Origin of the sequence: Shewanella sp. KT0246, assembly GCF_019654955.1 — a bacterium.
In the GTDB taxonomy this organism is placed as follows: Bacteria; Pseudomonadota; Gammaproteobacteria; order Enterobacterales; family Shewanellaceae; genus Shewanella; species Shewanella goraebulensis.
On sequence record NZ_BPEV01000071.1, the window covers coordinates 1 to 9,301 of the forward strand.

The 9,301-nt window shown below is 39.9% G+C and carries 11 protein-coding genes; 5 read left to right on the forward strand and 6 right to left on the reverse strand.

The window, feature by feature from the left end:
- Positions 1-288: 288 nt before the first annotated feature.
- The 5 genes from ccmE to ccmA are packed head-to-tail and all read right to left on the reverse strand — an operon-like array spanning position 289 to position 3,077.
- Positions 289-786, reverse strand: a complete 498-nt coding sequence (gene ccmE / locus K5Q58_RS20125) for a cytochrome c maturation protein CcmE (RefSeq protein ID WP_220755638.1) — start codon at positions 784-786, stop codon at positions 289-291.
- Positions 786-983, reverse strand: coding sequence for a heme exporter protein CcmD (gene ccmD, locus K5Q58_RS20130; protein ID WP_220755646.1), 198 nt, complete (start codon positions 981-983; stop codon positions 786-788). Before ccmD ends, ccmE begins: the two co-directional genes overlap by 1 nt.
- Positions 983-1,729: a heme ABC transporter permease gene (locus K5Q58_RS20135; RefSeq protein WP_220755639.1), complete on the reverse strand. Its 747-nt coding sequence runs from the start codon at positions 1,727-1,729 to the stop codon at positions 983-985. Before K5Q58_RS20135 ends, ccmD begins: the two co-directional genes overlap by 1 nt.
- A gap of 1 nt (position 1,730) precedes the next feature.
- Positions 1,731-2,417, reverse strand: a complete 687-nt coding sequence (gene ccmB / locus K5Q58_RS20140; RefSeq protein ID WP_102529605.1) for a heme exporter protein CcmB — start codon at positions 2,415-2,417, stop codon at positions 1,731-1,733.
- A gap of 9 nt (positions 2,418-2,426) precedes the next feature.
- Complete coding sequence (gene ccmA / locus K5Q58_RS20145; protein WP_220755640.1) at positions 2,427-3,077, reverse strand: cytochrome c biogenesis heme-transporting ATPase CcmA; 651 nt, start codon at positions 3,075-3,077, stop codon at positions 2,427-2,429.
- Between the two features lie 323 nt (positions 3,078-3,400).
- Between ccmA and K5Q58_RS20150 the strand changes: the two genes are divergently transcribed.
- Positions 3,401-3,694, forward strand: a complete 294-nt coding sequence (locus tag K5Q58_RS20150) for a cytochrome c5 family protein (RefSeq protein ID WP_220755641.1) — start codon at positions 3,401-3,403, stop codon at positions 3,692-3,694.
- 85 nt (positions 3,695-3,779) lie between these two features.
- Here the strand turns inward: K5Q58_RS20150 and ccmI are convergent, their stop codons facing one another.
- Entirely contained in the window at positions 3,780-5,039 is a 1,260-nt protein-coding gene (ccmI, locus tag K5Q58_RS20155; protein ID WP_220755647.1) for a c-type cytochrome biogenesis protein CcmI, read from the reverse strand.
- A gap of 428 nt (positions 5,040-5,467) precedes the next feature.
- On the opposite strand from ccmI, the gene K5Q58_RS20160 reads away from it, so the two are divergent.
- From K5Q58_RS20160 to K5Q58_RS20175, 4 genes are read left to right on the forward strand one after another with little or no spacing between them, the layout of a single operon-like run.
- Positions 5,468-7,444, forward strand: a complete 1,977-nt coding sequence (locus tag K5Q58_RS20160) for a heme lyase CcmF/NrfE family subunit (protein ID WP_220755642.1) — start codon at positions 5,468-5,470, stop codon at positions 7,442-7,444.
- 15 nt (positions 7,445-7,459) lie between these two features.
- Positions 7,460-8,011, forward strand: coding sequence for a DsbE family thiol:disulfide interchange protein (locus K5Q58_RS20165; protein ID WP_220755643.1), 552 nt, complete (start codon positions 7,460-7,462; stop codon positions 8,009-8,011).
- A 2-nt stretch (positions 8,012-8,013) separates the two neighbouring features.
- Positions 8,014-8,502, forward strand: coding sequence for a heme lyase NrfEFG subunit NrfF (gene nrfF / locus K5Q58_RS20170; protein WP_220755644.1), 489 nt, complete (start codon positions 8,014-8,016; stop codon positions 8,500-8,502).
- Positions 8,502-9,056: a TlpA disulfide reductase family protein gene (locus tag K5Q58_RS20175; protein ID WP_220755645.1), complete on the forward strand. Its 555-nt coding sequence runs from the start codon at positions 8,502-8,504 to the stop codon at positions 9,054-9,056. The genes nrfF and K5Q58_RS20175 overlap by 1 nt, the downstream gene beginning before the upstream one ends.
- Positions 9,057-9,301 lie beyond the last annotated feature (245 nt).

Here is a 9,301-nt window from a genome sequence, read left to right on the forward strand (position 1 = left end):
TGGCTCACTGGCTCACTGGCTCACTGGCTCACTGGCTCACTGGCTCACTGGCTCACTGGCTCACTGGCTCACTGGCTCACTGGCTCACTGGCTCACTGGCTCACTGGCTCACTGGCTCACTGGCTCACTGGCTCATGGTTATGAGAGTAAACACCAAGAAATGGTACGTTAGCTTGTAATTCAGGAAAGTAATTCTGTTATAGAATGAGGGTGATACAGTTTGTTTATTGTTTTTAAAACAAAAAAAATGCCAATCTTTTGATTGGCATTTCAGTAGCGACTAATAAATTATTGGTATTTATAGCCTTCCGTTTGCTTTTGCTCAGAGTAGTCTAACTTCTCATGAGTTTGACCCATTGCTTCAGCTACTTCTGGAGGCATGTAGTTTTCATCATGCTTAGCAAGCACTTCAGTTGCTTGAATTGTATCAGGTTTGATTAACACTCCTTGTGCAACGATACCTTGTCCTTCACGGAATAGATCTGGTAATAAATCATCGAATGTTACAGTAATTGCGCCACCGAAGGCATCATGAATTTCAAATTCAACATGAAGACTGTCTGGGTCACGAACCATTGTACCAACGGTTACCATACCACCAACGCGAATACGTTGACCGATTTCTGGCTTCTCACCTGTATCTTTTTTACCGTTCACGATTTCGTGTGGGGTAAAAAATAAGTTCAAATTAGAGTTCAATGCATACAAAAGTAATGATGCGATACCTGCTACACCTGCAATTAATGCTACGGCAAGTGTGAGTCTTTTTTTACGTCTAGAGTTCACTATCTACTACTCCTAGTTTCTTTAAGGCGATCTTCTCGTTCCATCTTTTTAGATATCTCAAGTAAGACAGATCTTTTTTGTCGAAGGCTAAAGAATAATAAGGTTCCTAAGCTTCCGAAGGTAACACCGTATGACAACCATACATAAAATGCATAACCGCCCATATTAAAAAATTCTGAAAACGATTCGAACTGGATCATTTCGATGCCTCCGCTTTTGCTAATTCTCTAACCCAAGGGCGCATACCATTCCTTGCCAAAATTTCAGCTTTATATCGTACTAAGGTAATTGCGCCAATCATTACACCAAAACCAAATATATTGATTAGTAGCGGTGCTAACATTTCCATTGGCATTGCTGATTTTTCAGTAATTTTAATTGTTGCTGGTTGATGCAAGCTGCTCCACCAATCTACAGAGTATTTGATAATTGGGATATTGATTACACCGACGATGGCTAAAATGCCTGCTGCTCGTGCTGCTAATACTTTATCTTCAAATGATGCGTATAGAGAAATAACACCAAGATACAAGAATAATAGTACAAGTTCTGACGTTAAGCGTGCATCCCATACCCACCAAGTACCCCACATAGGTTTACCCCATGCAGCACCAGTTAATAGAGCGATAAAGGTAATGACTGCGCCGATAGGTGCAATTGAAGCTGCAACCCAATCAGCTGTTTTTATTTGCCATACAATACCAACAAATGATGCAGACGCCATTGCCATATATGCGGCCATAGACATAGAGGCTGCAGGTACGTGGATATAAATGATTCTGAAACTTTCACCTTGCTGGTAATCCATTGGAGCAAACAACATTCCCCAGATAGTACCAACACTTATCAACAAGATGGCAGTAAACGCGAACCAAGGTAACAACGTAGATGCTAATTTGTATGCACGCTCAGGATCAGCGTATGAATGAAGCCATTTCCACATATCAGTTTGTACTCACTCGTAATGAAGCACCAATTGCAAACGGTGCCATAATTAATGATCCGACCAACATGGCGCCAATAATGGCAAGTTGTCCGGTATAAGGTAAATTTAAACCAGCAGCATCAATTGCACTGGTAGCAAAAATTAGTACTGGTATATAAAGCGGCAAAATGAGCAAGCTAAGTAACACTCCGCCTTTGCGTAACCCTACGGTTAATGCAACACCAATAGCGCCAAGTAACGATAAAACGGGTGTGCCCACAGTTAACGTTAAAATTAGTGCAGTATAGCTATTGCTTTCTAAATGTAGCAAAACTGCTAATAAAGGTGCTACTAATATCAATGGTACACCAGTTAAAATCCAGTGAGCCAATACTTTTGATAATACTAGTATTGGTAACGGTTGCGGGCTTAGTAGCATCTGCTCTAAGCTGCCGTCATTAAAATCTGCTTTAAACAATCGTTCTAGTGACAACATTGAAGCCAATAGTGCTGCAACCCAAATGATGCCAGGTGCTACGCGTGATAAAACCTGAGGTTCAGGTCCAATCCCTAAAGGAAACAGGGTTACGACTAAAACAAAAAACAACAGTGGATTAAAAATATCCCCACGATGTCTTATCGCGATTTTTAAATCACGTTGCAACAATGTCAGAAATGCTTGGGTGTAACTGATGCCTCTTTTCATTGTTGTACCTTATACGAAGCGATAGTCTAGTTTGATCTTACGAAGCACTTCATCTGTAATGAGACTCATATCTTGGTGAGTCGTCATAATGACACATCCACCTCTTTGAGTGTGCTTAATAAACAATTGTTCCAGCTCTTCTACGCCTTTTTTATCAATGGCGGTAAAAGGTTCATCTAGAATCCATATTTTACAATTGGTATGCCAGAGTCTGGCTAGGGCTGTTCTTCTGTGTTGACCTGCTGATAAGTGTCCAGCTAGCGCCTCTTCGAAACCGCCTAAGTTAACCTTAGCGAGTAAATCATAACTATCAAAGTCATCATAACCGCTCAACCTTAAATTGAAGTTAAGATTTTCATTTGCTGTTAACTCACTCTTAACACCCGCGAGGTGTCCAAGGTATAGTAAATCTTCATTAAATTCGTCGCGACACTGATTGATATCAGTATCTATATACTGAATTTCACCCGCGTATGGTCTTGATAAACCAGCTATGATACGCAATAAGCTGGTTTTACCTGCACCATTAGGGCCTTCAATTTGGACAATATCACCTGCATTGATCTCGAAGCTTAATTGATCAAATAGAATGCGGTCTTCGCGAATACATGTCAGTTCATTTGCTCTGACTAAAACTTGCTGCTGATTGTTGTCTGTCACTAAGCCCTCTTTAACGTGTTGAGGATGAATACAAAATGAATATTATCATAAACACAATTAAGGGTTTAGCATTCAGATCATCTATGTGCTAGGTATTTGAAGTGGTTCCAATAAAATACATCTTATGTGAACTTTTTCATGATTCTCTAATATATTACTCATTACAGGTTTATTGTCTTTATTTGAGTAAGAAGGTGAGATTCTTATCACAAAAAGGTGAGTTTTATTGAAGTTTGTAGTAATCTGATGTCGATTATATAAGTCTACCTGTGTTTAAAGGTGGCATTGAGCTTTGAATTTATTTGCATTTAGGAACGATGAACATGAAAAAATTATTAGCAATGACTGCAGTTGCTGCATTGACTTTGTCTTCGAACGTTTTCGCTCAAGATGGTGAAGCTGTTTATAACAAAGCGTGTCAAGTATGTCACAGCATGGGAGTCGCTGGAGCACCAAAAGCACACGATGCCGCTGCATGGGAACCTCGTTTAGCTACTGGTATGGATGCATTAGTAGGTACGGTTAAAACTGGTAAAGGTGCAATGCCACCAGGTGGTATGTGTACTGACTGTTCAGATGAAGATTACCAAAAAGCGATTGAGTTCATGTCTAAGTAATTTAGCAAACTCAATAAAAAAACCGGCTATTAGCCGGTTTTTTAATGTCTTTTTAATCGCTAGTTTTTAGCGTTAACGGTTAGACTTATTGGACAACTGTATCTAAAGTTAACTTAGCTTCTTCACCGACAGCAACAGAAGCAACCACACCTTTCAAATCACCAGCCTGTGCTTTAACACTTCCGTGCTTAGAAAGTACTGCAATAATTTCTACGTTCTCTGCGCTGCTAAGTTTTACATCGCCGCCCATAGAGGTGGAATCATCCAGCGTCACAGTAACCGGTAGGCTATTTGCGCTAATTTTAGTCGCTGCAAGTGGAACTTTAGGTCCTTGAGTTGAGCGAGCAAAAATAAACACCATATCAGTTGAGCTAACTTTATCTGCTAACTCTGGAGAAATTGCAATTTCAACATCAACTGTCTTAGCTGTAGTAGCCTGTGTCATTGGGTTGTGATTGCTGTCATTTGGCATTTCACCAGTTTCAGCTTGAATACGCATATTGGCTGATTCAATTGCATTCATTACTGCTGTGCGGTCAATATCGCTGCGACCACTATCTAAAATGGTTTGCCAAGCATTAATCGCAGCTTGGTAATCAGCAGTAAAGAAAGAGTCCATACCAACAAGTAATAAAGTCGATGGGTCTTGTGCATCTAAAGATAGAGATTGATCAACCAACGCCTGAATCTGAGGATTCATTTGTTGCCCATTTTTGTAGTACATCGCAGTTGCTTTAGGGCCTAATAATTCAGCTGCAGTTCCTACTAACTCCATTACTTTATCAAATGAAGCAATAGCTTGGTCAAATTGGTTAGCTGAAATATAAGCGTGACCTAAGCTAAACCAAGCTTGACTATTTTCCGGGTCTGCTTGTACTTGCTGCTCCATCATTTGTACGCGTTGAGCCATAATTTGTTCTGGGCTCATGCCTTGATGAGGGCTTGCTTCAGCTTGCGGAGGATTAGAAAGCTCTTGATAAGCACCTAATGTTTGATAGAAGTAACCTGAAATACCAAGAATACAAACAGTCATCACTGATGGCCATAAGATCCCTTTTGATTGAATTTTCGTATCAAGAGAATCGTCGCCGTCTTGCTTCATGTCCTGCAGTAAGCCGATTTCAAGTTCTTTTTTAAGTGCATCAAATTCGGTTTGATCTAATAAACCATCTTCTAACTCTTTTTCAAGGACAGAAGAACGTTCATTAAATAGCTCAAGGTTTGTTTGCTTACGTACGCCTGATTCTTCAGCAGCTAACATTTTTTGCTGACGAAAATGTGGGACCCAAATCAGCATTAAACTGATTACGACGACAAGAGCAATAAATATCCAAAATGTGGTCATTGTTTCAATATTCACTTTTAGGTTGCTGAAAAAACAGAGCGACTTAGCCGCCTGACTTGAGGGTAGATTATACGTAAAGATGATTCATTGAACAGTAATATACGATATAACCGAACCAGAATCGTCATAGTTGAGCACTGGTTCACAGATTAATAAGCAATAAAAAAAACAAACGAAACTTAAGTGAAGTTTTTCTGTCTTATGGTCAACAGTTGATAACTGAGTGTTTTTACTCTCTATTTTTTTGAGAATGAGACAAGTCACCCAGTTTTGCACGAAAGTGGCAGACATAAACAACAGCAACTACTAAAATATAAGCAAATTCGTATTAGCTAATGTTAATATCACTGTTTTAAAGCATTATGTAAGATATGCGTTGGTTCAGCTCTATATAGCTAGATCAACTTTTTAAAAATTGAGGAATACCCATGATCCCTGAACTTGGACACTTCTCGCTCATTATTGGTTTGGCATTCGCCATTCTATTGATGACCGTGCCGTTATTTGGTGCAGCCCGTAAAGACCAGTATCTCGTAAGATATGCTTGGCCGATTTGTTACGGTATGTTCTTTTTTATCACTCTTTCTGTCATCAGCCTTGGTTACAGCTTTGCTGTTGATGATTTCTCTGTGGCTTATGTAGCACATCACTCCAATTCACAATTGCCAATTTTCTTTAAAATTGCCGCTGTGTGGGGTGGCCATGAAGGTTCATTACTTTTCTGGGTATTTTCTCTAACGGTTTGGGCAGCTGCTGTTGCTACCTTTAGTAAAGGTATGGAAGAAGTGTTCATTGCGCGCGTACTGTCGGTACTTGCAATGGTCATCGTTGGTTTCACATTATTTATGATTCTGACTTCTAGCCCATTTGAGCGAATTTTCCCAATTCCTATGGAAGGTCGAGATCTAAACCCAATGTTGCAAGACGTGGGTCTAATTTTCCATCCTCCGATGCTTTATCTAGGTTATGTTGGTTTTGCTGTTAGCTTTGCTTTTGCTATCGCTGCACTAATGAGTGGTCGTTTAGATTCAGCTTGGGCTCGTTGGTCACGTCCTTGGACACTAGCTGCATGGGTATTCTTAACCGGTGGTATCTCTCTTGGTTCTTGGTGGGCATACTACGAATTAGGTTGGGGCGGTTGGTGGTTCTGGGATCCAGTTGAAAACGCATCATTTATGCCTTGGTTGATCGGTACAGCCCTTGTTCACTCTTTAATTGTTACAGAAAAGCGTGGTGCGTTCCGTAACTGGACTGTATTACTATCAATCTTTGCATTTTCGCTTAGTTTATTAGGTACATTCATTGTACGTTCTGGTGTATTAACATCAGTACATTCATTCGCAGCAGATCCTAGTCGTGGTATGTTCATCTTACTACTGCTTGGTTTAGCTATTGGCGGCTCCTTAACCTTATTCGCACTGCGAGCAAGTGAAATGAGTAGCCCTGCAAGATTTGAATTGAAGTCTAAAGAAACATTCCTATTAGTGTGTAACGTGTTACTGACTGTTGCAGCTGGTACTGTTTTACTTGGAACTTTATACCCGCTACTAATCGACGCATTAGGTATGGGTAAAATCTCTGTAGGACCTCCATACTTTAATTCTGTATTTGTACCAATTGTATTAGTACTGTTTGGCTTTATGGGTATTGGTCCAATTATTCGCTGGAAGAAATCGAAAGCGGGTGAATTGAAGCGTCAATTACTTATACCTGCAATTGTTGCTGCTGTTGTTGGTTTAGCTACACCGTTTATAGCTGGTGACGAATTAAACCTTTGGGTTGTATTTGGTATTGGTGCAGCAACTTGGGTTTCACTTGCTACCTTTAGAGCTGCTTATAACCTTCTTACTGACGTGAATGGTAAATTCACTCTTAATAAGATTGGTCGTAGTGAAATGGGTATGTTAGTGGCGCATATGGGTATAGCTGTATCAATTGTTGGTGCCACTATGGTGTCTAATTATTCAATTGAGAAAAGTGTTCGTATGGGACCTGGCATCAGTGAAGAGTTAGCGGGTTATACCTTTAACTACATTGAAACTAAAAATGTAGTCGGTCCAAACTACACAGCACAACAAGGTCAGATAGAAGTTTATCAAGATGACAAGTTTGTCACATTATTAAGACCAGATCGTCGTCAATATAATGTTCGTACAATGGATATGACTGAAGCTGGTATTGATTGGGGTATTTTCCGTGACTTATACGTCACTATGGGTGACCCACTAAGTATGACTCAGTTTGCTGTACGTCTTAACTATAAGCCTTTTGTTCGTTGGATTTGGATTGGTTCTATTTTCATGATGGTAGGTGGTTTCTTAGCGGCTTCCGACAAACGTTACCGTGTTAAAGAAACTAAAACCGCAAAAGATGAAAATAAAGAAGCGAAATTAGCGACTGCTTAATTTATTGGAGAAAATATGAAAAAGTTGGTGCTGTTTATACCATTGGTATTGTTTTTGGGGATGGGAGTTTTTCTATATCAGGGGTTATTCTTAAATCCGCAAGAGCTCGATTCAGCACTAGAAGGAAAGCCGGTTCCGGCTTTCCAACTTGAACGTCTCGAAACACCGGGTGAAATGCTAACGCAGGAAGATTTAAAAGGTGATGTATCGCTAATCAATGTTTGGGCAACTTGGTGTCCTGCTTGTAAATACGAACATCCTTTTTTAATGATGCTTGCGCGTAAGAACATTCTACCCATATATGGTGTTAACTATCGCGACGAGCGTGCGCCAGCTATTAGAGAGTTAAGTCGTGAAGGTGATCCTTACACGATCAATATTTTCGATAAAGACGGCCGTTTAGGTTTAGACCTAGGTGTTTATGGTGCACCAGAGAGTTTTATTGTTGATCATAATGGCATCATTCGTTTCCGCTATGCAGGTCCTATCGATAGGAACGTATGGAGTGAGACTCTATTTCCAATGATCCAACAGTTGCAAGCTGAAGCGAAACAAGACGGAGTTTAAGAATGAAGACATTTAAAATACTTGTTGGCTTCATGGCAAGTTTGGTTTTGGCTTTCAATGTGATGGCAACGCCAGTAGATACCTATGAATTTAAATCTACCGACAACCAAAAACGTGCGCTTAGTTTGGCCCATGAATTACGTTGTCCGCAATGTCAAAATCAAAACTTAATTGACTCTAACTCACCAGTTGCACAAGATTTACGTCTTGAGGTCTACACAATGGTAGATGATGGCAAGACCAATGCTGAAATTGTAGATTTCATGACAAGTCGTTATGGTGACTTTGTACTTTATAAGCCAAGACTTGATCCGAAAACTTATATTTTATGGCTTGGTCCATTCGTACTAATGTTGATTGCACTTTATGTGGCGCTGGTTGTTGTACGTAAACAACGTGGGAAATCGACAGCGGCACCAGAAATGACCGATGCAGATCGAAATGAGTTAGAAGCATTGCTGAAAAGCAAACAAAGCCAGGATAATAAGTAATGAATATCATGATCAAAGCGATCATGCTTAGTGCATTAGCAGTGACAATTACTGTTAATGCTTATCCTGGAATGGAAAAGCAACAGCAGCATGTAAGCAACTCGACACTAGATAAGATTAATGTTCTTGAGAACCCTTTTCCTATTGCGCACATTGGTTTTAATGATGCCGAAGGTAAAGAAGTCGATTTTGATGAGCATAAAGGTAAAGTAGTAATCGTGAATATGTGGGCGACTTGGTGCCCACCTTGTGTACGAGAATTACCAGCTCTTGATCGTTTAGAGAAGACCTTGAGTAAAGATGACTTCGTACTAATGCCGATATCTATTGACGCAGAAGGTAAGAAACAAGTTAGTCCTTTTCTAGAGTCAATTGGCTTACCTTCGTTTAATTCATATTACGATGCAAGACAAAATCTGCGTGAGGTATTCCCATTAGATACCATACCTGCCACCTTTATCTTAAATAAAGAAGGCGAGTTGGTAGCATATGTGCGTACATATGTGGATTGGGATGACGAAAACGCTATCGAGTTCTTACAACAGTTCCAGTAATCACTATATTACAGCTGTTATTAGCTAGGTTAATCGGCTTTTACAGCGCGAATTGATTAAAAAAGATCGCTTTTGATGAAAAACTCATCAAGCGATCTTTTTTTTAAGTTTTTATTACAAAAAGCCCTTGCGGTGTTTCAGTATTTGCCTATAATGCGCATCCACTGACACGGCAACAGGCACTAGCCAACACTGAGTCAGCTTGATTTGAAGCGGTTTTAACTACCTCAAATCAACGGCAAAAA

Bases quoted from the DNA above. Each gene is read 5' to 3' on its own strand.
- K5Q58_RS20160 (WP_220755642.1), top strand. From the start codon at position 5,468: ATGATCCCTGAACTTGGACACTTCTCGCTCATTATTGGTTTGGCATTC.
- K5Q58_RS20175 (WP_220755645.1), top strand. From the start codon at position 8,502: ATGAATATCATGATCAAAGCGATCATGCTTAGTGCATTAGCAGTGACA.
- K5Q58_RS20150 (WP_220755641.1), top strand. From the start codon at position 3,401: ATGAAAAAATTATTAGCAATGACTGCAGTTGCTGCATTGACTTTGTCT.
- ccmB (WP_102529605.1), bottom strand. From the start codon at position 2,417: ATGAAAAGAGGCATCAGTTACACCCAAGCATTTCTGACATTGTTGCAA.
- ccmI (WP_220755647.1), bottom strand. From the start codon at position 5,039: ATGACCACATTTTGGATATTTATTGCTCTTGTCGTCGTAATCAGTTTA.
- nrfF (WP_220755644.1), top strand. From the start codon at position 8,014: ATGAAGACATTTAAAATACTTGTTGGCTTCATGGCAAGTTTGGTTTTG.
- K5Q58_RS20165 (WP_220755643.1), top strand. From the start codon at position 7,460: ATGAAAAAGTTGGTGCTGTTTATACCATTGGTATTGTTTTTGGGGATG.
- K5Q58_RS20135 (WP_220755639.1), bottom strand. From the start codon at position 1,729: ATGTGGAAATGGCTTCATTCATACGCTGATCCTGAGCGTGCATACAAA.